Below are 22058 nucleotides of genomic sequence, written 5' to 3' on the forward strand. Positions count from 1 at the left end.
CTTTTTAGCTGCAGTCTTTTTCTTTGCTGGTCTCTTTTTAGCTGCAGTCTTTTTCTTTGCTGGTCTCTTTTTAGCTGCAGTCTTTTTCTTTGCTGGTCTCTTTTTAGCTGCAGTCTTTTTCTTTTCCACCGATTCTTTTAATTTTGAATATGCATTCTCTAAAGATTTCTGAGCAGATTCTTCAGCCTTTGTTCTTCTTTCTAATTCCTTAAGGAATTTTTGTGCGGCCTTGCGACTTGAAACTTGGGCATCACGCAAAGATGGTTTGGATTGAGTTTGTTTTTGAATTTTTGAAACAATTTTTGATTTAATATTAGAGAAATTTTCAACATCACCTGAAATTTTCTTTGCAGTTTTTTCTCTACTTTTGATTTCTTCAGCTAATTCACTTACATGGTCATTTAATGAGCGTAATCTAGCCTCAGCATTTTCCTTCTCTACAGGACTATCAGCGAATTCAATTTCTTGCTCTGCCTGCTCGATTGCCTCTTTTTCTTTAGATAGACGTTCTTCTGCTACTGCTATCAATCTTCCAATACTTTCCAATTGGGCATTTTTTCTTAGAAGAACAGTTGAAACATCACCTGACTCTTCTTTTTCTGATTCAATTTTTTTATCAATTGTATGTAAACCAGATGAAGAGCGTTTTTCTGCTGATTGAAATTCTTTAACTTGTTTTTCAGCTTTTTGACGAAGTTTTGTTGCTTCTTGTTTCTTTTTTCGTAATTGAATTACTAATTTTTCTAATGATGCCAATGAATCAATCATGATAAAAGAGTCGGTTAAGTGGTGAATATGACCATGATTTGACTTTCATGTAAAGAAAATTAACATAGTTTGATCGCAAAAACAAATTTTTTAAAAAATATTAGTCAAAAGAAATAGCATACAACATGGAATTTCATCCAAAAGATTTGGCAATAGCAAAAACATATGATCTGAAAAGTGAAAAAGAAGCAATTAGTGCAGTTGAAGACATGGTAAATCTAGGATTCAAGGGAAAAAAGGAAGGATACAAAGTACTAATGCCAAAAGAATCAAAACTAGCAAAAAGAATAGGATACACCGTCACTACTGGAATAACTACAGGATTGAGACAAAAAAAGGAAGATAGAGACATCAAATATTGGACATACCATCATGATGATGAACATTTTGCAATTGTTTTGGTACACAGAGATGTTTTGACAGAATTAGGTTTTTGATTTATCAAAAATTTTGTATAGTTTAGTTCTCTTGGCCATTACTCCTGCCAACATAATTCCAATTACAGAGCCACCAATCACATCAATTGGATAGTGCTCTAGAACATAGAGTCTACTCAATGAAATCAAGATAGGGTACAAGAACATCAAATATGCTCCACGTGGGAATCTATCAGATAGCGCATAACCTAAAATGATTGCAAATATCATCGACCTTGCAGCATGTCCAGACGGATATGAGGCGTCATATCCACCTTCACAAAACAAAGCAAAGGTATCTTTACTTACAGGTACAGGAAATTCTACTGAATCATATTCAAAATCAGGCCTATCACGATCCACACCGCATTTCACATAACCAGTAAGCAATGTAGAGATGACAATTAAAATCATCAAAGTAATTCCTACTCTTCTTGTTCTTGGGATTATCAATATCAGAATTGCAAAACCCAGCATCCACAAAGCCTCCCCACTTTCAGTAATAGATTGCATTATGAGGTCAAGGGATGAATTTCCAACATTTTCAGAAAAATACAATATAACATTTTGATCAAAAGTTTCTGTAGCGCCAGAATATACCAGGGTAGTGATAATTAGAAATAAAATTGTAAGAAGAACAAATGAGCGAGACCTAATATCAAAAATCCAATTTTGCAATTATCGAAACCTCAAACACGTGTCTTTTAATTTTTGTCAATAGATAAGTTTTGAAATTTAACTATAATTCAGAATTGAAACTTAGATCGACTCAAAGAATTTAACCAAGGTACCAATAGACAAGTTGTGAAGGTACTCACACTAGATGATTTTGACCTAAAAGGTAAAACCGTTTTTTTGAGAGTCGACATGAATTGTCCCATTAATCCTGAGACATTGGAGATTTCAGGGACAAAAAGGATTGAAGAAGCAATTGAAACTTTACAGTCATTAAAAGAGGCAAAAGTAGTCATCGGATCTCACCAAGGAAGAGTTGGAAATTATGAATATACAGGGATGGACAAACATGCCAAAGTTCTTGAAAAATTAACAGGTAGAAAAATAAAATATGTTGAAGATACAATCGGAGAAGCTGCACAGAATGCAATCAAGAATTTAAAAGATGGAGAGATTTTACTTTTAGATAATCTTAGATTGTGTGCAGAAGAGAATTATGAATTTAAGCCAGAAAATGCAGCTAAAACAATTATGGTTTCTCGTTTATCAAAATTATTTGATCTATGCGTGTTGGATTCATTTCCTAGTGCACACAGATCACATCCGTCAATAGTTGGATTTGCACAGGTATTACCTGCATGTGCAGGAAGGATTGTAGAAAGAGAAGTTAGAAACCTAAATGAAATAATGACAGTTGCCAAAGCACCTCACGTAATTGTCTTAGGTGGCTCTAAAATTCCTGACAGATTGGAGGCAATTAAACTACTAATTCAAAATGGTCGTGCAGATCATGTTTTGTTAACTGGATTAATTGGAAATGTGTTCATGCGTGCTCAAGCTAGAATAAAATCGCCACTTGGAATAAAACGAGAAGACGAAGTTGTTGCAAAGGCACATGCATTGATTGGGGAATATCCAGATGTTTTTGCCACTCCTGTAGATATTGCAATTAACAAAGATGGGGAAAGAGTAGAGATGGACGTAAGAGAGATGGGGAAAGGGGATAAGATTTTTGATTTAGGTCCAAAGACTGTAGAGTATTACTCTAAATTAATTGCAGGTGCTGGAACTGTATTTATCAGTGGACCTGCAGGATTTTTTGAAAAAGAAAATTTCAGCTATGGAACAAAAGCATTACTTGATGCTGTTGCAAATTCAATGGCAACAACTATTGTAAGTGGAGGACATCTCACCACGGCATTAAAACAGCAAGGATTAGCAGATAAGATTAATCATGTCAGTACTGCGGGTGGCGCACTAGTACTATACCTTACTGGAGAGAAACTACCAATGATTAAAGCATTAGAAGATGCTGCAATAAAACACAGAGCTAAAGAGTAGATTTGCAAGAAGGATTTCGGCACAGTCTTTCTTCGGATGTACCCAGATGAACATCATTGTTACAAGCATTGCAATGAAGTTTTTCCATAGGATCAAACAATTTCAAATACACTGTAGTTAAGTTCTGGGCAATATTTCTTGCAAGACCAGAATCACAAATATCTGTAAAAATAGATTCAGTATCATTAATTGTCCAGGAAGGATCCATATCACCATTTGATTTTATAATTTCAAAAATTTCATCATTTGTAAATTTAGTATCAACGTCATTGAATTTTTCAAAGATTATTTTTCTAATTTGAAGTGCAATTGGAACTTTGGGAGTAAAATCACTCATACTAGTACAGATTATCTGCCTCTTCTTTCAATTTATCCACATCTTGAGTATCACTCAGATTCTTTCCAATGTAGGTGTAAAGAGCAGATTTGAGTACTTTGAGTGAAAGTAGGGCACATTTGATTCTGACTGCTTGTAGATGTTCAAGACCCAATTCACTTAATACATCATTTTTTTCAATTGCCCTTGCTTCATCAATGCTTTTCCCCTTTGTGATTTCAGTTAAAACTGAAGTACACGCCATACAAATTGCACAGCCTTTTCCATGGAATTTAATATCAGTAACCTTGTCATCATCGATTTTCATATCAATGTCAATACTATCCCCACATAACGGATTAGAGTCGTGGAATGTAACATCATGATTTTCAATTTCTCCATAGTTTATTGGATTTCTTGAATAATCAACTATCATCTCATGGTAAATGTCTGCGTTACTACTCATAGTTTAAACACCTTTGCCACAATATTTAATGAATTTACCAGAATATCAATGTCTTGTTTAGTATTGTAAATGTAAAAGCTAGCACGAGAGGTGGCTGCAACATTTAGTCTCTCCATCAATACTTGTGCACAGTGATGGCCAGATCTAACTGCAATTCCCTCACCATCAATAATTTGAGCAACATCATGAGGATGAACATCTGCAAAATTAAATGAGATAACTCCACCGCGTTTTGAAATATCTTTTGTACCATAGATATGAAGTCCTTTAACTTCAGATAATTTTTCAATAGCATATTTTGTTAATTCGATTTCGTGTTCTCGTATATTGTCCATTCCAAGTTTAGTAAGATAGTCAATTGCTGCACCCAAACCTACAACATCTGCAATATTTGGAGTGCCTGCTTCAAATTTGTAAGGCAAATCATTCCATGTGGTTTCATACTTGTGAACTTCTCTAATCATATCACCACCACCATGAAATGGACTCATAGTTTCTAAAACAGATTTTTTGGCCCACAAGACACCAATTCCTGTAGGTCCGAGCATTTTGTGCCCAGAAAATGCAAAGAAATCACATCCTAATTTTTCAATGTCAACTTTCATGTGAGGAACTGCTTGGGCCCCATCAATTAGAGTAGGTACACCTGCTGCTTTGCATTTCTCAATAATTTTTTCAGCATTAGTGATTGTTCCAAGAACATTGGACATTAAACTAAAAGTTACAAGTTTAACCTTTCCTGTTGCAAGATATTTGTCAAGATCATCTAAAATTAATTCCCCGTTATCATCCATTCCAACATATTCTAATTTTGCATGTTTCTCTTGAGTGAGAAGTTGCCATGGAACAATGTTGCTGTGATGTTCATATTCAGTTGTAACAATAATATCACCTTCATTGATGTGAGTTCTACCCCATGCATATGCAACTAAATTAATTGCCTCAGTTGTACCACGAACAAAAATAATTTCTTGGCGATTTTTTATGTTAATAAAATTTGCAATCTTATCTCGTACTGCCTCATAAGCTTCAGTTGCTTCTTCAGCAAGAGCATACACTGCTCTATGGATATTTGCATTGTGATTTTGATAATAATCTGTTATAGCATCAATTACTTGATTTGGTTTTTGTGTAGTGGATGCATTATCAAGATAAACAAGCTGTTTGTTTTCTCTAACAGTTCTTTTTAGAATTGGAAAATCATTTTTAATATTTTCAAATAATGACTCTGTACTTTGCATATCTTAAATCTCCACGTAAATTTCGTCAGCATCTATTTTAACATTATATATTGAAAGAGGAGTTTCTGCAGGAAGGTTTTGTGGTTCACCATTTACTAAATTAAAAACAGAAAGATGTAACGGACATCGAACACCCTCATCACTAAGAAATCCAGTAGAAAGGTCTGCATCAGCATGAGTACAAATTAAATCAGTAGCATGAATTTTACCCTTTAGATTTGCAATGAGTAGTTTTTTACCTTCGTGAACAAACCCGAAAAGTTGTCCCTCTTTGACCTGCTCCACACTGCAAGCTTTAATCCATTCAGACAAAATATCACCGATACTTGTAGTGTTGTTCCATTTCAGAGTCTTCGTTGTAACGAGTCTCTTCAATTTCAACAAATTTGGCTAATTCTTCATCAGTGTTAATTGTAAGTTCTCTATTTTCCCATTTTGATTCAATAAGATAAGCAATCCATGCTCTTACTTGTATTGACATTTTTCTTGAAAGAGGTTCCAAGAATCCTTCAATAATTATTCTCTCAGCTTCTGCATGAGTAAGACATCTAGTTTTCAAATAGAATATTTGCTCCTCGTCAATTTGTGCAACTGATGCTGAGTGAGTAGCCTTTACATCATTAGTGAAAATTTCTAATCCAGGAATTGCATCAGATTTTGCATCTTTATCTAAAAGAATAGAACGACCAGACAAAAAGGAGTTTGATTTTGCAGCATTTTCTTTGATTCTAATCATTCCTTTGAAGAGAGATTTTGATTTGTTTCTTAGAATGGATTTTTCAACCACTCTTGCTTCAGTAGATGGGCTTTCATGGTTTACGTTAGTTTGAATGTCAAATGATTGTTCATTGTTTCCAAAAATTACTTCAGAGTCATTTGAGGATGCACCATTACCATTAAGGAAATATTCAATTTTGTATCTAGATAACATTGAACCAAACAATCCAGAGTACCAATTAACTTTGGAATCTTGTGCTAAATCAGTTCGTCTTGTTGTAAATGTTACAGCGTGTTGGTCCATCATTTGAAGACTGGTAATATCGAGTTGTGCATTTGCTGCAAGATTGGTGTTTAGCAATTCAAGATATGCTTGTTGTGCTTCAGTTTTTGGAGAATACAACTCTTGGACTATTGCAGCTTTACTACTTTCATCTGCAAATATTATATTTCTAGAAATTACAGAGTGATCATCATCAGATAGGCATGTCAAAAAGTAAACAGGTTTCTCCAAGACTAAATTGCGTGGAATGTGAATGAATATTCCAGAATTAAATGCAGCATTATTTAGTGCAGTAAATTTATCCTCTTGTGATTTTGATGCATCTAGTGCTTTTTTTACCAAGTCAGGATTATTTTTAATTGCATCAGATATTGAGGAAATTACTAATCCTTTAGATTTTAAATCATCAGGGAGATTTATTTTATGAATATTAGTTCCAATTTGAATAATACAAATCTCATTGTCAAGTTCGCTTAATCTTTTTTTAAGAAAATCAGGAACTGTGTCAGTTGTAGATGTTGAAAGAGATACTTTTTCTGGATCCATTTTTTTGGCATCAGTGTATTTGTTGTAAAGTGGAGATAGCTCAAGTGCTAAACCATCATAGACAGATAGAGAACTTTTTCTGTAATCTTTTAGCCAATCAGGTTCATTTCGAGATGAGGATATCTCATCGATATGAGTCGTATTGAGTTTTGAGAGAAGGGCTTGAGACATGATTTATCAAAATTATATTTTGGGAGACTATCCCACTGAGTCATCCATCTCTAGTTTGATGAGTCTGTTTAATTCAACAGCATACTCCATCGGCAATTCTTTTGTAAATGGTTCCATGAAACCATTAACAATTAGAGATAGTGCTTCTTCCTCATTAAATCCCCTACTCATAAGATAGAAGATTTGTTCATCACCAATTTTTCCAACAGTTGCTTCGTGGGTAATTGTTGCATCTTCTTGATTAATTTCCATGTATGGATAGGTATCAGTTTTAGATGTATCATCTAAAAGCAATGCATCACATCTTACAGTAGATTTTACACCAGTAGCACCTTTTGCTACATGTAACATTCCTCTGTAAGTAGAACGTCCATCAAGTCGGCTTACTGACTTAGATGTGACTTTGGAAGTAGTATTTGGTGCAAGATGGACCATTTTAGCACCTGTGTCTTGGTGTTGTCCCTTACCTGCAAATGCAATTGATAGTGTTTCACCATAGGCTCTCTCACCCATAAGATAAACACCAGGATATTTCATTGTTAGTTTACTACCAATGTTTCCATCAATCCATTCAACAGTTGCGCCTTCATGTGCATAAGCACGTTTTGTTACAAGGTTGTAAACATCTGCACTCCAATTTTGAATTGTAGTGTATCTTAGTTTTGCATCTTTGAGTGCAACTAATTCTACAACTGCAGAGTGTAGTGATTCTGAAGAATAGACAGGGGCGGTACAACCTTCAATGTAATGTACTTCTGCACCTTCATCAACTATGATCAATGTTCTTTCAAATTGACCAATGTTTTCTGCGTTAATTCTAAAGTATGCTTGTAGAGGCATGTCAACTTTGACACCTGGTGGAACATAGATGAAAGAGCCACCACTCCACACTGCACTGTTAAGTGCTGCAAATTTGTTATCCTCTGGAGGGATAATTTTACCAAAGTATTTCTTGAATAACTCTGGATGTTCATTAAGAGCTGCATCAGTATCTAAAAAGAGAACTCCTTGTTTTGCCAAGTCTTCTCTCAGACTGTGATATACAACTTCAGATTCATATTGTGCACCGACACCTGCTAAGAACTTCTTTTCAGCTTCTGGAATTCCAAGTTTGTCAAATGTGTTCTTGACATTTTCTGGAACATCATCCCAGTTCTTTTCTACTTTGTCAGATGCTTTTGCATAATAGTAAATATTTTGGAAATCAATTACACTAAGATCTCCACCCCAAGTTGGCATTGGTTTTTGCATAAATATTTCATAAGAACGTAGTCTGAAATCAAGCATCCATTGTGGCTCTTTTTTCATTTTACTAATTTCTATTACAGTGTCCTTAGACAGGCCTTTCTTGCTAAGGTGGACATACATTTCTGTAGTGTCTTTAAAATCATATTTTGAATAATCCATATCTAGATTTTCAGCAGTCATGTCCAACATAACCCCGTTATATTATAAATACATGAGGAAAAATAGGCACAGCTAAATAGCTTCAGCTAAATTTCTCACTAGGCAGTCAAAGTACTTTTCATTGCGTCAAATGCACCTACAACTGTATGTGTTTCAGATATGACATAAGAAACATCAAATTTCTTTAATTCCTCAGAAGTGAAAGGACCAATACACACTAGAGATAATTTTGAGAGACGATCAATCAGATCAGATTTTTCATAATCTTTGTGCATAATTTCAAAGAATCCACGAACAGACGATGCACTAGTAAAGATAACACCGTCAACTTTGTTTTGAGAAAATAATTCTCTAAAACCATTCCATTGAGTAGTATCTCTAAATGCACATACATCATACAGATGAATCTCTACAACATCAATTCCAATCTTGTTTAGTAATTCTTTAAGAAAAGAATTTGATGCACCACTGCGAGGAATAATTACTTTTTTACCAACAGCATGGATTTGAGAAAATTCTTCTCCAACTCCAACTGAAGAATAATTTTTTGGTTCGTGATTTACTTTGATGCCATATGATTTGAGAGATTCAGTAGTTTTAGGACCCACAGACATTACTGCAGTATTTGCAACTGCTAATTGCAACTTTTCAAAATTTCCAATATTTTTTGCAGTGTCAAATAGTATCTTTACTGCCTTTGAGCTTAAAAATACAGAATAATCAGGGTTTTCAGTTTCAACTAGTTTCAAAAAATCATCAACAATTTTTTCACCCTTACTGACAAGCTCTATAGTAGGTAATGGAATTGGAATTGCTTTGTTTTGTTCAGCAAGAGAAATGAATTCTGATGCATCATCTTTTGAGCGAGTTATAGCAATTGTTTTTCCATCAAGCATTATTTCCACCCTATAGTATCGGATAAATCAACTACATATCCAATGATAATATTTGTTGGAGGGGTAATTTTATTTTCTTTAACTTTTTTTGCAATATTTGTGACTGTTCCTTTGATCATTTTTTGTTGAGGAGTAGTTCCATTTTGAATTACAGCTACGGGAGTTTTTTTATCCATTCCGCCAGCAATTAGTTGTTTGCAAATAACATCAATTCTAGACAAGCCCATCATAATTACAATTGTGTCAACTGATTTTGCAAGATTTTTCCATTTGACAATCTCTTTTTTCTTTTCTGGATCTTCATGTCCCGTAACAAAGACTACGGATGAGGCATATTTTCGATGAGTTAACGGAATGCCAGCATATGTTGCAGAACCAATTCCAGAAGTAATCCCTGGAACAATTTCATATTTTATTTTGTTTTCTTTAAGAAATTCTGCCTCTTCGCCACCGCGTCCAAAAATAATCGGGTCACCGCCCTTTAGCCTAACTACATTTTTTTTAGATTTTGCATATTGTACCATTAAATCATTAGTGGTGTTTTGATGCGTTGTATCATCCCCTACTGCACGACCGACATAGACTTTTTCGGCTTTTTTTGGAATCATAGAAATTATTTTTTTGCTAACTAGTCTATCATACAAAACCACATCTGCTTTTTCAAGTAATTCAACTGCACGTAATGTAATTAATTTATGATCTCCAGGTCCTGCACCAACAAGATACACTTTTCCAGTCATGACTTATTCCACTCCTCTACTTTTTCTCTCCAATTTAATGCAAGATCATTTACTCCTTTCTCACGCAGTTCCATTCCAACACTTTTTCCCAAAGATGCAGGATCATCCTTCTTTCCAGTTTTGTTTACAAAAAGTGATTGCTTTCCATCTACTGAAAATGCGGATACTGACAAAGTCATTTCAGAACCATTTGATTTTGCATATGCCCCTAACGGGAATCTACATCCAGAATCAACATAGTCAGAAAGGGAACGCTCAGCCTCAATCTCTAAACGAGAATCAGGATCTTCAATTTTTTTAAGCATTGAAATAGTTTGAGCATCATCAGCCCTTGCAACAATTGCAATTGCACCCTGTCCCGGAGATGGAGAAAAATCTTCAATAGATAGTGGAGAATATTTCACATCCGAGCCAATTCTCGAAATTCCAGCTTGTGCAAGAACTATTGCATCATAGTTTTCTCCAGACACTTTTTTTATTCTAGTTTCAATGTTTCCACGGATCGGTTTTACAATTACATCAGATCTTTTTCTTGAAACCTGAACTGCACGTCTTAATGAACTAGTTCCAATCACTGAACCTTCTTTGATATCATCTAACGTTGAACCGTCTGATGAAATAAACACGTCATTAACTACCTCACGTTTAGGAATAGATGCAAGTATCAGATTTTCATCTAGTTCTGATGGAACATCCTTTAAGCTATGTACTGCAAAATCGACTTCCTTTAGAGCAACAGCCCTATCAATTTCTTTTTCAAAAATTCCCTTTTGATCTATTGTAAATAACGGTCTTGCATCAGTGTCACCCTTTGTAGTAATTGGTTTGATTTCATATTCGCAATCAGGATTGACTTTTTTTAATTCAGAAATTACCCAGTTGGTTTGTGCAACTGATAACTGACTTCCTCTAGCTCCGACTATGTACTTCAATTTTTCACCGATTTTAATGCCAAATGATATGCATCAAGTGTCTTGTTCAGATCAGTTTGAGTATGTGCATCAGAGAGAAAAACTACTTCAAACTGAGATGGTGCAATAAAAATTCCATTTTTTAATAAAGTCTGAAACATTTTTTGGAATTTCTTTGCATTTGCATTCTTTGATGTTTTATAATCCACAACAGGCTTGTTTGTAAAGAAAATTTGGAACATTGAGGCTGTAAAGTTAATTTGATGAGGTATTTTCAGATCAGTGGCCATGTCATCTAGTGCAGTAGAAAACAAAAGATTGAATCTTTCAAGTTTTGAATAGAGTTTATTTTTTATTTTGTTTATTGTTTTAATTGAACTAATTGCAGCACTAACAGAAATTGGATTTCCTGCAAATGTACTTGCTTGGTAAACTTTACCGCCAGGAGAAAGCAAATCCATAATTTCTTTTTTACCACCAACTGCTGAAATTGTAAATCCATTACTTAGTGCTTTAGCCATTGTGGTGATGTCAGGTTTAATTCCAAAATGCTCTTGTGCTCCACCAGGTGCAACTCTAAAACCAGTAACTACCTCATCAAAAATTAATGGGATGTTATTTTCTCTAGTAATTTTTCTCAAATCAGAAAGAAAATTCTTTTCAGGTAAAATCAAACCCATGTTAGCAAGGATTGGTTCTACAATAACTCCTGCAATATCTTTATGTTTTTGAATAGTTTTTTGTAAATCTTCAATATTGTTATACTCTACAACCAAAGTATTTTTTGAAACCTCATATAGTCCACCATCAGAAACAGATATTCCGTTATGTGCAGATCCTGATCCTGCTTTTACTAGAACAGAATCATGTGCACCATGATAGCACCCTTCAAATTTTATTATTTTTTTCTTTTTTGTAAAACCACGTGCCAATCTAATTGCAGTCATCGTAGCCTCACCACCAGTATTCATCAATCTCACTTTGTCAATAGATGGAAAATTTCCAATGATTAGTTTTGAGAGTTCAATTTCAGACTCAGTAGGAGTACAGTAAAGAGTACCTTTGCTCAATTGAGTGGAAACAGATTTGAGAATTTCTTTACGTCTATGTCCTAAAAGTAATGCACCATAACCATTGCAGAAATCAATGTAACGCTTGTCATCAACATCCCAAATGTATGCCCCATTTGCTTTTTTTGTAAAAAATGGATATGGCTCAAAATACCTTACGGGGCTGTTAACGCCAGAAGGGATCACCGTTTTAGCAATATTGAATAATTTTTTGGATTCGGACACCACACAATTGGTATTTTTAGTCATTATTATTCGTAATTTGTTGCTCTTTGTGCTTGGAATTTCTTTCTGAATAGAAATGCGGCAATCATAGTCCCAACATATGGAGCAGTCCAATAGAGCCATAGATTTTCAAACGTTCCTGACAATAACGCAGGTGCCAATGCTCTGGCAGGATTCATAGATGCTCCAGAGATAAAAGCTAAAAATAAAATATCCAATCCAACGATTCCGCCAATAGCAACCCCGCTAAATCCTCTAAGCCCTTTAGTATACACAACATAAAAAATGACACCCATAAGCATTGCAGATGCTAAAACTTCAACAGGAAAAATTACAAATATTGAAAAATCAAGATTAGGAGCATTTGCTCCAAGATTTGCATCATCTCCAATTAATAATAAAACAAAAAGAGAACCCAGTATTGCACCAATTATCTCTGCTGCTAAATAATACAGGATTTGAATTTTTGAAATATGTCCTGTAATGTAATAACCAATAGTTACTGCAGGATTAAAATGGGCAAGAGAAATTTTTCCAAAAGAATAGACTCCAATTAAAAGTGCAATAAATGGGGCTACAGCTGCAAATGGAATTCCCAATTGACCATCAAAAACTTTAGCATCATAAACTATTGAACCAGTTGCAAAGACTACAAGAATAAATGTTCCAACTAGCTCGACTGTAAAAATATGTAAATTAGAATATGCCATTAGTCATTTTCCTTAAGCGTTTCAATTAGGTGAATTACTTCAGATTTTATTTCATCTCGAATTTTTCTTACATCATCAAGTGATTTTTCTTTAGGATCAGAGATATTCCAATTAACTATATCTTTAACAAACAATGAAGGGCATGATTCTTTGTCCATACATCCCATGTTAACAGTTTTGAAAGAATTCTCAATCATTGAATCAGACAATAGTTTTGGTTGTTGGTTTGTCATGTCAATACCAATTTCTTTCATTACCTGAACTACAATTGGATTAAGTTGGGAGGACGGTGTCGTGCCAGCACTAGACACGTTGAATTGGGTTGAGGCAAATTTTCTAAAAAAAGCCTCTGCCATCTGGCTCCTTCCAGCGTTTTCTACGCATACAAACAGAATATTTTCAGGCATTCCTCACTATCACATAAATATTAGTTTATATAAATTTAAATTGATATGAATGGAGTAAGTCTTTTAAAATGTATTTGTGATGAGACACGTTTTGAAATTTTAGAATTATTGCAAAAAAATAAAGAATTATGTGTAAATGATTTCGTAGAAAAATTAGAAAAAGATCAACCGCTAGTTTCACATCATTTAAAGACATTAAAAAAATGTGGAATAGTCAAATCAAGGGATGAGGGTAAAAAGGCAATGTATGCAATTTCAAGCAATCAACTATCAGAATTAATTTCAAACGTTACAAAAGCAAGTAAAAAGATTCCAATTTTGTGTTCAGATGAAAAGTGCTGTTAAAACTTTTCAGTTCTCACTACGCCAACATCACTGACATAGAGAACTATTGCAAAGTTTGCAAATAGCGTTCTTGAAATTTCTTCAACGACATCTTGTAATTTTTCTTCGCGCATAATTACTTCGACTTTAACATTTTTTTCAGTTTTCAATCCTTGTCCACGAATTCCACGTGCACCATTTCCATCAACCTCATAAGTTGTGTATCCGGTGATTTCATGTTTACCTAAAATATCAATAATGTTCTTTTGAGCAAGAATCTCACAGGTAATTGTAAGTAATTTTACGGTGTATAATTTCATATCCAACCCTTTGTGATATAATGGAATAAGTCTATCGATCCATCGCCACTGTGAAGGAATGTTGAGATTGTAAACATGATAGGAAGTAAGATTATGATATTGTACGGGAATGTAATTCCCAATGCAGATGTAATGTATAGACTTGGTTTTGCCTGAGGGATTGAATGGCGTAGTACAGCAGGTGCTGCAATAAATGAAGCACTAGCCAATAGTAAACCAAACATTACTGCTCCACCTAGGCTCAATCCCATGGCAGTTGCAACTAAAACACCAATTATTCCATTAAAGGTTGGCATGATTATTGCAAATGCAGTAAGAAAAATTCCAACTTTTTTAATATCTTCTAATCTTTGACCTGCAATTATTCCCATCTCAATCATAAAAATTACAATAGCACCAGTAAACATTTCATCAAAGACAATTCTAATTGAGCTAAATCCATCTTCTCCAATAACATAGCCAATAACTATACTTCCTAAGAGAATTACAATTGCTTTGCCAGTAATTGAATCATGTAATACCTGAGAAAGTTTTGTTTTTGTTTCTTGAATACCCACATCAAAACTAGATGTATCCTCCTTAGAAACAGATTCTTTTTTCTGACGAATTTGTTTTGAAACTGCCATGTTTGTCAAAAATATTGCCATAATGAATGCAACAGGTTCTAAAACTGCCAAGACTGCTGCAAGATATCCTTCAGATGTAACTCCTTGATTCTTTAAAAATGACAACCCAACTGAAAATGTAACGGCCCCTACTGCACCGTATGTAGATGCTAATGCATAGGAATCAAAAATATTAAACTTGCCCAACCTTCTTAAAATTTGATAATGATTTAATGTAAACAACAATGACAATCCAATTGCAACTAACATTGGAATCAACATGTTTTCAAATCCAGTATTTCTCATCTCTATTCCACCATGAAGTCCAATTGCTGCAAGAAGATAGATTGGTAAAAATTCAGAAATAGCTTCAGGAATTTTTAAATCAGATTTTATTCTAGTTGCAATAATTCCAAACAAAAAGAATAGAATTATCGGAGTAAGTAGATTTGACTGAATTAATTGTAAAATTTCCATTTGAATATTTCAAAAAATTTTTGCTGAAATAAAAATCAAGGTATTATTGAAAATTAAACAAATAGATGAATTAGAAAAGTAAATCCAATTCCCATTGCAGCAGCACCTGGAATTGTGATAATCCAGGAAAACACAATTTGTCTACTAACATTCCATCTTACTGCACGTTTTCTTCGGGCAGCGCCTGAACCCATGATAGTTCCAGTAATTGCATGTGTAGTACTAGCAGGAATACCAAATATTGCAAATATTGCAAGCATCAGTCCACCTCCAGTTTCTGCTGCAAATCCTTGGTATGGTCTGAGTCTGGTAATTTTTACACCAAGTGTTTTGATGACTTTGTAGCCTCCAAAGAAAGTACCTAAGCCCATAGCACTTGCCGCAGCAAGAATTACCCATAATGGCATATCAAGTTCAGGGATCAATCCTGCTGAGAATAAAATTAAAACGATAATACCCATTGTTTTTTGCCCATCATTTGCCCCATGAGTTAAGGCAAACCATGCTGAAGAAATTATTTGTAATCTTCCAAATGTTTTATTGACTGGTCCAGGTCTACGACTTGCAAATACCGTAATTATCAAAGTGGTCAACAAAAGACCAAAAATTATTCCTCCAACCGGAGCAATAACAATTCCCGCAAGAACTTTGGTTAATCCACCATAAACTAATTTTTCAAATCCTAATCCCATGATACCTGCACCCATAATTCCTCCAACTAGAGAATGGCTGTTTGAAATAGGCAGTCCAAAATAAGTACATAGAGTACTCCACCCAATTGCTCCGGCTAATCCGCCAACAATCATGTAAACTGTAATGTCATCAGGACTGACAATTCCTTTTGCAATAGTAGTTGCAACAGCAACACCGAAAACAAAAGGTCCAATGAAATTCATTGCTGCAGATAACCCTACAGCATGAATTGGTTTTAGAACACGGGTTCCAATAACAGTAGCAACAGAATTTGCAGAATCATTAAACCCATTTACAAAATCAAAGATTAATGCAACTATGATTGCGCCTATTGCTATCTCTATCATTTAATCATCTCATGAATATTTTAAAACGATATCTTCAATGACATCTGCAACATCAACACATCTGTCAGATGCAGTTTCCATGGTTTCATAGATATCTTTTAGTTTAATGATTTTAATTGCATCAGTACTCTCAAAGAGTTCTTTGATGGCCTCTCTATACAAGTCATCAACGGTGTGCTCAATATCACTTGTATTTCTGCAATGCTGAATCATATCTTTTGGGTTTTTGATATGATGTAACTTTGAAACCATATACTCTACTTCTTTGGTAGCTTTGACTAGCTCATGTGCAATTTCAACTGTGTATGGTGGAGGAGTTGTAATTTTGTAGCTGTAAATCCTGGCTGCAATCCCATCCATGAAATCAATCACATCATCAATTTTTGATGCAATTCTCTGCATATCCTCACGATCTAGAGGAGTGATGAAGGTCTTGTTTAGTTCAGAGAAGATATCACGTGTCAAAACATCGGCTTCAGTTTCAAGTTGATGAATTTTTTTTGATTGTTCAACATTAGTAAGATCATCAAATAAAACCACTACGGCTTCAGAGGTTTCAACTGCTTTTTTTGCCAAATCATCTAAAATCTTTAAAAGTTCTTTTTCATTGGATTTAATCCAAGATAACCATTGTCCCATAACTCATGGAATGTGTTTGGTAACATAAGCCTAGTGAACATAATGTCTATTGTTCTATATAGTGACACGATCAAAGAGTGTATTTTATTTTGATCGGATATGTAAATAATTTTAAAAAAAATAAAAAATAAGAAAAAAAGATCTACTTTGATGTGAAATCAAAACGCCAATCTTGTGTGTTTCTAAGATCTTTTGAACTTGGAGTATTTGCTTTTTCTACTTTATACATTGCATCATATGCTGGATTGTTTGGATGATATCCTTGACATTCAAAATCAAAAACATTTTCTAGAGCGAATTTATTCTTGACATAACTCTCTTCAGTGTTAGGATGTGTTTCAACGGTATAATCAATGGCTCTACAATTCACATAGTTAAAGCCACGAACTACTTTGCCATCAGAAACAATATCAACATCAATATCAACAAGATCTACAAGACTAGTACCGGCCATTCCCTGAACTTTGTTCTTATCATCCACATGATTATACAGCATTGGATAATCACCGACGATTCCTCTAAATTCTATTGTAGGATATGTTGCTTTGTCAGTTACTGTTTCAGTATTAGTATCCTCAGTGATTGATAGAACTTGGCTTTGTTTGAACATTGAAAATTCTATTATCTCAACACCATCTGCAAATGTAAAAGTAGAAATGACATCTAAGCCACCATCAGTATTTTGAATTGATTCTACATACTCATTTGTAAATTGTGCTGTTTTCCACGTTGGAGTATCTCCTCTCAGAGAATCATAATACATGTTCATTCCATCGAGTCCAGAACAAGTAAAGGTAGATTGAAGCACTAGGACAAATCCACTTTTTCCAATAAACCCTTCTTCTTTGTCAGCCTGTGTTGTAATTTGAGCATCAGATATTCGACAAGATTTAAAATCAAAACCCCTCAGGGTGGATTCATTATTTGCAAATTCCACCAATGCATCAAAATCAACATTGGATGCAGTAGATAGTCCAGATACTTGACTCGATCTATCAATTGCGTTAAACAACAATGGATAATAATCTAAAACTCCTTCTACTGCAAATTCTGCAATAACATTTTCAGAGGATTCCCCATAACCTGAAATTAGATTAAACACTGGGAAATGAATTTTTTCTGCTCCATTCTCAAAACTAAAGGTTACTGAGGTGCTCATATTGCTGGCAAATGTAAATCCAGAATCACCATAATCAGTTAAAGAATAACTCCTAGGGATTTTGGAATCACTATCTAAATTTAGACCACTGCATACAAAGTCAATCTTATCGACTATAGCAAATCCAATTTCTTTGAAATAGCTTTCATAATCATTGGAATCAAGTGTTTCAACTTGATAATTATCTATTCTACAAGTATTGTAATCAATTGTAATAATTGATTCACCCTCCTTTACAAAATTAACATCAACATCAAAATATTTCATTTGATGATCAAATGCTGCATTAGAAAATCTGTACTTGTATGCCTCATCCATTGCTTTATGTAATAATGGCGAATCAGTAACAGTTCCTTCTACTGAGAATGAAATTCCAGAATTATCTGAAAAACTTTCACCCATTTTAAAGACAGGAAATTCATATGTTTCAACTCCATCTCTGAACATAAACGTTAGAACAGGTTGCACATCACCTACCATTTTGTATCCTTGATTTTCTTCTGCATATGCATCAGTAATTCCAAAGGAGACTAGTGTGAATAGCGCAACAATTCCAAAAATTGCAATGTTTTGGGTATTTTTAAAAGTCATTAAATGAAAATAAAATGTTGACCCTATAAGCTGTAAGATGGTTTTCTATTTGTAGAACATAGTTCTAGATGGGGGTAATTATTTCATATAGTAAATTTCTGTTATTCACAATTTATCAGTAGATCCTTGCTAGAATCAAAGTAACATCTATCAAAGTTAGAGCCACCATCAATCACATCTGAACCAGAATTAGCATAAATCAAGTCACTGCCAGATTGACCCTTTAGAATATCATTTCCAGAATTTCCTCTAATCACATCATCTCCTTCATCACCAGAAATAATATCATCACCATCACCACCAAAGATGCAATCATCTCCTAAACCTCCAGAGATTAGATCATTCCCTCCCAATCCAAAGATAAGATCATTTCCTTCAGTTCCAAAAATAATATCATCTCCAGAAGTTCCTTCTATGAGATTATAATCAGAATGGTTGTTTCCACATGTATTGACAGTGATTCTTTGAGTGTCAGTTGAACTATGTCCAGAATTATCAAAGGCAATCCAAATCAGATTAGTGATACCGGGTTTGAATGCATCAGGGGCATTGTTTATGATAATTTTAATTCCACTCTCATCAGTAGCGACTGCATTTCCAACAAACACATCAGTAAACATATCTTCAGCCTCAACAGTAATTGATTCTGGGGCAGCGATTACAGGTTTAATTTGATCTCTAGATGGAGGTCTGACTTCAGCAGGAGCAACATAGTAGGATTCAGTTGGAGGTTCAAAAAATGAAGTTTCATATGATTTTATTGAATGCGTTGGAGAATCTACAACTAGTAATTCACCATTAATCCCAATTGCCATGTCAGTGATTTGTTTAAAAGAATCAGTGTAAGGACCATTTTGTTCAGATTGAATTAGTCGTAAATCAGAATTTTGAGATAAATGTAAAATTTTACCAGTGTGAGAATTCACAACAAACATGTCTCCATTAGGATCAATTGCTATTGCTTCAGGAGCAAAGACATAACTTGGAAAGTAAAATTGAAATGATTGTAAAAGTTCTCCATCTGCGCTAAATTTCTCAATTTTTCCATTTCCTTTATCAGTGACAAAAATATTTCCAAATTCATCTGCATCAATTCCAGAAACATTAAGGAATTCTCCAGGGCCTAAACCACTAGAACCAAATGATGAAATGAATTTCCCATCAGTGGAGAATACTTGAATTCTTTGATTTCCCGTATCAACTACATACAAAAGCCCATTACTCAGTGTTATCTCATTAGGATAGAAGAATTGTCCTTCAGCAGTTCCTTTTGTACCCCATGATGAAATGAATTCACCATCCAAAGAAAATTTTTGAATTCTATTTAGATCACGATCCACTACAAAAACTGAATCATCACTTACAACAATTCCAGTAGGATTGTAAAAATCCCCTAATTGTTTTCCACTATTTCCCCAATGAGTTACATATTCCCCACTACTAGAAAATTTTTGAATTCGTTTGTTACCAAAGTCACTAACATAGATACTACCATCTTCGCCTACTGCAATAAATTGAGGAAAAGCAAAATTGTTAGGGTCTGTAGGTCCATAATTTCCCCACTTGTGTAATAAATCATAATCTTCAGATGCAAATGATGTTTGTATGAATGAGCTAGTCAATAACACTGTAAAAAGAATCATCAAGGATAGGAATAATTTCAACAATCAATGATAACAAAATATGAGAAACATAACCAGAGTTAGCTTATGTTGTAATTATTGTCAATTTTTTGTTAAAATGGTTTATTCACTTCACGCGTAAAGACATAGCTTGCAAGTCCCACCATCACCAAAACAAATGCAATTAAAACTCCTAGGCTCAAAATTATAGGAATTCCACCTTCAGAAACCCCCGTCATTAATTCCCTAACAAGCAAAACAGTGTAAGTTACAGGATTTAGTTTGGCAATTACTGCAAGCCAATCAGGGAGTAACTCTAATGGGAATAGTGCAGGACTGAGCATGAATAAGGGCATACCAAGAAAATTAATCATACCCCAAAAGGTTTCTTGAGACTTTGCAGTAGCTGCAATCATTACAGATATTCCTGAAAATCCTAAAGAAAATAAAATAACTATTGCCATTATTGGTGCAATCATTATTGGATTAGGGAAATTAACACCAATAGCTAAAGCAATTCCTATAATCAAACTAGCTTGCAATGCAGCAATCAAAGAAATCGCAGCCATTTTTCCTAATGCAATTGAAGAGCGAGAAATTGGAGAAGACAAAGCCTTGTTCATAAACCCATATCGCCTATCCCACAAGGTATTGACACCACCAAAAATACTTGTGAAAATTGCAGTTAGAATTATGACGCCAGGTGCCATAAATTCAATATATTCACCTTCAAATCCAACTGACTGAATTAATGGCTGAGTTCCAGAAAAAGTATTGCCAATTACTATAATCCAAATTGCAGGTTGAATTAAACGAATTAGAACACCACTGCGGGATTTTTTGTATCTCTTTAACTCCCTCCAAAAAATTGTGTATGTATCATAAAGTAAGTGATTCATGCACGTAACCTCTTCATTTTTGCATGCTCACGTCTTCTATTGTATCCAGCATCATCACCTTTGATTTCATGTCCAGTGTATGAAATGAAAACATCATCAAGTGTTGGTTGCGTTAGAGAGATAGATTTTATTTTAATTTCAAGTTCTGAAGAAATTTGGAAAATTTTAGGAATCACTTCAGTGCCGTTTGATGCAAAAAGAGTAAGCTTTGAACCATCTTCATTAATTTTCTTTACAAATTCAATTTCTCTAATTTTAGAGATAAAAGTTTCATGATTTTTACCTTCATTAATTACAATAGAAATCACTTCATTACCCATTGCATTTTTCATATTTTCTGGAGAATCAATTACCTGAATTTTACCGCCATCAATAATTCCAACTCTATCACACAATTGGTCAGCCTCCTCCATGTAGTGAGTAGAAACAAAAATAGTCATATCAAATTCAGTGTGGATTTTTTTGATATATTCCCAAATTTTTCTACGAGTTTGAATATCTAATCCAACTGTAGGCTCATCTAGAAACAATACTTTAGGTCTATGTAATAGCCCCCCTGCAATATCCAATCTTTTTCTCATCCCACCAGAATAAGTCACAACAGCTTGATCTTGTTTGTCAACAAGTTCGATTAATTCTAAAACATCATCAATTCGTGAATTGATTTCATTTCTTGAGATGTGATTTAATTTTGCTTGCAATAGGAGATTTTCTCGCCCTGTCAGGTATTCATCTACTGTTGACTCTTGCTGAACATAGCCAATACTTTCTCTAACTTTTTTTGGATTTGAAGATACATCAAATCCTGAAATTATCGCTTTTCCAGATGTTGGTTTGAGTAAAGTAGTCAGAATCATCATGGTGGTACTTTTACCAGCACCATTTGGACCAAGGAATCCAAAAATTTCTCCTTTTTTAACTGAAAAGGAAATATCATTTACTGCAATGGTATCACCAAATGATTTAGTTAGAGATTGCGTCTCTATAGAATACATCACATTGATCGCAGTTATCAATTATAAATTGCTAAGTATTGGTTGAGCCGATCCTCATAAAAAATTTAAAGACCACATAAT

The 22058-nt window shown here is 34.3% G+C and carries 25 protein-coding genes; 3 read left to right on the forward strand and 22 right to left on the reverse strand.

Annotated features, from left to right (window positions below; translation table 11 throughout):
- Positions 1–768: ATPase V (locus tag ACW9W4_RS05430; protein WP_457761462.1), on the reverse strand; the 768-nt coding region annotated here is incomplete at its 3' end.
- Positions 769–893: 125 nt separating this feature from the next.
- Between ACW9W4_RS05430 and ACW9W4_RS05435 the strand changes: the two genes are divergently transcribed.
- On the forward strand, positions 894–1205 hold the full coding sequence (locus tag ACW9W4_RS05435; protein WP_457761463.1) for a hypothetical protein: 312 nt from the start codon (positions 894–896) through the stop codon (positions 1203–1205).
- Here ACW9W4_RS05435 and ACW9W4_RS05440 read toward each other — a convergent pair.
- A complete protein-coding gene (locus ACW9W4_RS05440; RefSeq protein ID WP_457761464.1) occupies positions 1194–1862 on the reverse strand; it encodes a phosphatase PAP2 family protein in 669 nt (222 codons plus the stop codon). The two genes, ACW9W4_RS05435 and ACW9W4_RS05440, sit on opposite strands and share 12 nt — an antisense overlap.
- Before the next feature lie 126 nt (positions 1863–1988).
- Between ACW9W4_RS05440 and ACW9W4_RS05445 the strand changes: the two genes are divergently transcribed.
- Entirely contained in the window at positions 1989–3200 is a 1212-nt protein-coding gene (locus ACW9W4_RS05445; RefSeq protein WP_457761465.1) for a phosphoglycerate kinase, read from the forward strand.
- On the opposite strand, the gene ACW9W4_RS05450 is transcribed toward ACW9W4_RS05445, so the two are convergent.
- The 12 genes from ACW9W4_RS05450 to ACW9W4_RS05505 all read right to left on the reverse strand — a co-directional run bounded on the left by ACW9W4_RS05450 (position 3190) and on the right by ACW9W4_RS05505 (position 13306).
- The gene (locus ACW9W4_RS05450; RefSeq protein ID WP_457761466.1) at positions 3190–3537 is read right to left on the reverse strand and encodes a hypothetical protein; all 348 of its coding nucleotides are present in this window, start codon (positions 3535–3537) and stop codon (positions 3190–3192) included. The genes ACW9W4_RS05445 and ACW9W4_RS05450 overlap by 11 nt on opposite strands.
- Position 3538: 1 nt before the next feature.
- On the reverse strand, positions 3539–3982 hold the full coding sequence (sufU, locus tag ACW9W4_RS05455) for a Fe-S cluster assembly sulfur transfer protein SufU (protein WP_457761467.1): 444 nt from the start codon (positions 3980–3982) through the stop codon (positions 3539–3541).
- The gene (locus tag ACW9W4_RS05460; protein ID WP_457761468.1) at positions 3979–5223 is read right to left on the reverse strand and encodes a cysteine desulfurase; all 1245 of its coding nucleotides are present in this window, start codon (positions 5221–5223) and stop codon (positions 3979–3981) included. The genes sufU and ACW9W4_RS05460 overlap by 4 nt, the downstream gene beginning before the upstream one ends.
- A gap of 3 nt (positions 5224–5226) precedes the next feature.
- The gene (locus ACW9W4_RS05465) at positions 5227–5535 is read right to left on the reverse strand and encodes a Rieske (2Fe-2S) protein (RefSeq protein ID WP_179363221.1); all 309 of its coding nucleotides are present in this window, start codon (positions 5533–5535) and stop codon (positions 5227–5229) included.
- A 4-nt stretch (positions 5536–5539) separates the two neighbouring features.
- Complete coding sequence (gene sufD / locus ACW9W4_RS05470; protein ID WP_457761469.1) at positions 5540–6940, reverse strand: Fe-S cluster assembly protein SufD; 1401 nt, start codon at positions 6938–6940, stop codon at positions 5540–5542.
- Between the two features lie 27 nt (positions 6941–6967).
- Positions 6968–8368 carry a Fe-S cluster assembly protein SufB gene (gene sufB / locus ACW9W4_RS05475; protein ID WP_457761470.1) on the reverse strand — a complete coding sequence of 467 codons (1401 nt, stop codon included), beginning with the start codon at positions 8366–8368 and terminating at the stop codon, positions 6968–6970.
- Between the two features lie 77 nt (positions 8369–8445).
- Positions 8446–9243: a uroporphyrinogen-III synthase gene (locus ACW9W4_RS05480; RefSeq protein WP_457761471.1), complete on the reverse strand. Its 798-nt coding sequence runs from the start codon at positions 9241–9243 to the stop codon at positions 8446–8448.
- On the reverse strand, positions 9243–9983 hold the full coding sequence (gene cobA / locus ACW9W4_RS05485; protein WP_457761472.1) for a uroporphyrinogen-III C-methyltransferase: 741 nt from the start codon (positions 9981–9983) through the stop codon (positions 9243–9245). Before cobA ends, ACW9W4_RS05480 begins: the two co-directional genes overlap by 1 nt.
- Positions 9980–10915 (reverse strand): hydroxymethylbilane synthase, encoded by a 936-nt coding sequence (gene hemC / locus ACW9W4_RS05490; protein ID WP_457761473.1) that lies wholly within the window; start codon positions 10913–10915, stop codon positions 9980–9982. Before hemC ends, cobA begins: the two co-directional genes overlap by 4 nt.
- The gene (hemL, locus tag ACW9W4_RS05495; RefSeq protein WP_457761474.1) at positions 10912–12189 is read right to left on the reverse strand and encodes a glutamate-1-semialdehyde 2,1-aminomutase; all 1278 of its coding nucleotides are present in this window, start codon (positions 12187–12189) and stop codon (positions 10912–10914) included. The genes hemC and hemL overlap by 4 nt, the downstream gene beginning before the upstream one ends.
- Before the next feature lie 26 nt (positions 12190–12215).
- Positions 12216–12899, reverse strand: a complete 684-nt coding sequence (locus ACW9W4_RS05500; RefSeq protein ID WP_457761475.1) for an MIP/aquaporin family protein — start codon at positions 12897–12899, stop codon at positions 12216–12218.
- Positions 12899–13306, reverse strand: a complete 408-nt coding sequence (locus tag ACW9W4_RS05505) for an arsenate-mycothiol transferase ArsC (RefSeq protein ID WP_457761476.1) — start codon at positions 13304–13306, stop codon at positions 12899–12901. The genes ACW9W4_RS05500 and ACW9W4_RS05505 overlap by 1 nt, the downstream gene beginning before the upstream one ends.
- 45 nt (positions 13307–13351) lie before the next feature.
- Here ACW9W4_RS05505 and ACW9W4_RS05510 point away from each other — a divergent pair, with 45 nt between their 5' ends.
- Positions 13352–13651 (forward strand): ArsR/SmtB family transcription factor, encoded by a 300-nt coding sequence (locus ACW9W4_RS05510; protein ID WP_457761477.1) that lies wholly within the window; start codon positions 13352–13354, stop codon positions 13649–13651.
- On the opposite strand, the gene ACW9W4_RS05515 is transcribed toward ACW9W4_RS05510, so the two are convergent.
- From ACW9W4_RS05515 to ACW9W4_RS05550, 8 genes are all read right to left on the reverse strand, one after another.
- A complete protein-coding gene (locus ACW9W4_RS05515) occupies positions 13648–13950 on the reverse strand; it encodes a DUF3240 family protein (protein ID WP_457761478.1) in 303 nt (100 codons plus the stop codon). The two genes, ACW9W4_RS05510 and ACW9W4_RS05515, sit on opposite strands and share 4 nt — an antisense overlap.
- Positions 13947–15032, reverse strand: a complete 1086-nt coding sequence (locus tag ACW9W4_RS05520) for a sodium-dependent bicarbonate transport family permease (RefSeq protein ID WP_457761479.1) — start codon at positions 15030–15032, stop codon at positions 13947–13949. The genes ACW9W4_RS05515 and ACW9W4_RS05520 overlap by 4 nt, the downstream gene beginning before the upstream one ends.
- Before the next feature lie 53 nt (positions 15033–15085).
- On the reverse strand, positions 15086–16072 hold the full coding sequence (locus ACW9W4_RS05525; protein WP_457761480.1) for an anion permease: 987 nt from the start codon (positions 16070–16072) through the stop codon (positions 15086–15088).
- Between the two features lie 9 nt (positions 16073–16081).
- Positions 16082–16711, reverse strand: a complete 630-nt coding sequence (locus tag ACW9W4_RS05530) for a DUF47 domain-containing protein (RefSeq protein WP_457761481.1) — start codon at positions 16709–16711, stop codon at positions 16082–16084.
- A 142-nt stretch (positions 16712–16853) separates the two neighbouring features.
- Entirely contained in the window at positions 16854–18461 is a 1608-nt protein-coding gene (locus tag ACW9W4_RS05535; protein ID WP_457761482.1) for a hypothetical protein, read from the reverse strand.
- Between the two features lie 101 nt (positions 18462–18562).
- Positions 18563–20104 (reverse strand): 6-bladed beta-propeller, encoded by a 1542-nt coding sequence (locus ACW9W4_RS05540; RefSeq protein ID WP_457761483.1) that lies wholly within the window; start codon positions 20102–20104, stop codon positions 18563–18565.
- A gap of 92 nt (positions 20105–20196) precedes the next feature.
- Positions 20197–20982: an ABC transporter permease gene (locus ACW9W4_RS05545; protein ID WP_457761484.1), complete on the reverse strand. Its 786-nt coding sequence runs from the start codon at positions 20980–20982 to the stop codon at positions 20197–20199.
- Positions 20979–21977 (reverse strand): ATP-binding cassette domain-containing protein, encoded by a 999-nt coding sequence (locus ACW9W4_RS05550; RefSeq protein ID WP_457761485.1) that lies wholly within the window; start codon positions 21975–21977, stop codon positions 20979–20981. The genes ACW9W4_RS05545 and ACW9W4_RS05550 overlap by 4 nt, the downstream gene beginning before the upstream one ends.
- Between the last annotated feature and the right edge of the window lie 81 nt (positions 21978–22058).

The sequence above is a fragment of the Candidatus Nitrosopumilus sp. bin_7KS genome (assembly GCF_054095835.1).